At 65.3% G+C, this 701-nt stretch carries 1 protein-coding gene; it reads right to left on the reverse strand.

The annotated features are described in order from the left end of the window. Positions 1–16: 16 nt before the first annotated feature. On the reverse strand, positions 17–701 hold a 685-nt coding region (locus tag ACXJKH_RS21705; RefSeq protein WP_457322480.1), incomplete at its 5' end, for a pirin family protein.

Here is a 701-nt window from a genome sequence, read left to right on the forward strand (position 1 = left end):
CGCGTAAGGTGGGGCCTTACAGCGGCAGATCGAAGACGATCACTTCGGCGTCGCTGGCGTTCTCCAGCGTCACCTGGGCCTCGTCGCGGATCTGCAGCGCATCGCCGGTGTCCAGGGTGATGCCGTTGACCTGTACCTGTCCGCGGGCAACCTGCACATAGGCGCCGCGGCGCGGGGCCAGCGGCAACTGCACGCGTTCACTGCCCTCGAGAAGGGTGGCGTAGAGGTTCACGTCCTGATGGATCAGCAGCGAGCCGTCGCGACCATCCTTCGAGGCGATCAGCCGCAGCTGTCCACGCTTGGTCTCCGGCGCGAAGTGGGTTTCCTGGTAGCTGGGGGTGATGTTCTCCTGGTCGGGGAACAGCCAGATCTGCAGGAAGTGCACCGGTTCGTCCGCCGAGTGGTTGAACTCGCTGTGGCTGACGCCGCTGCCGGCGCTCATGCGCTGCACATCGCCGTAGCGCAGCACCGAGCCAGTGCCCATCGAGTCCTTGTGCTCCAGTGCGCCGCCCAGCACGTAGGAAATGATCTCCATGTTGGCGTGGCTGTGGGTACCGAAGCCTTGGCCGCCCTGAACGCGGTCTTCGTTGATCACCCGCAGTGGACCGACGCTGACATAGCGCGGGTCGTGGTAGCCGGCAAAGGAGAAGGTGTGGTGGGAGGACAGCCAGCCGTGATCGGCGTGGCCACGGCTGTTGCTC

The sequence above is a fragment of the Stenotrophomonas sp. P5_B8 genome (assembly GCF_054049855.1).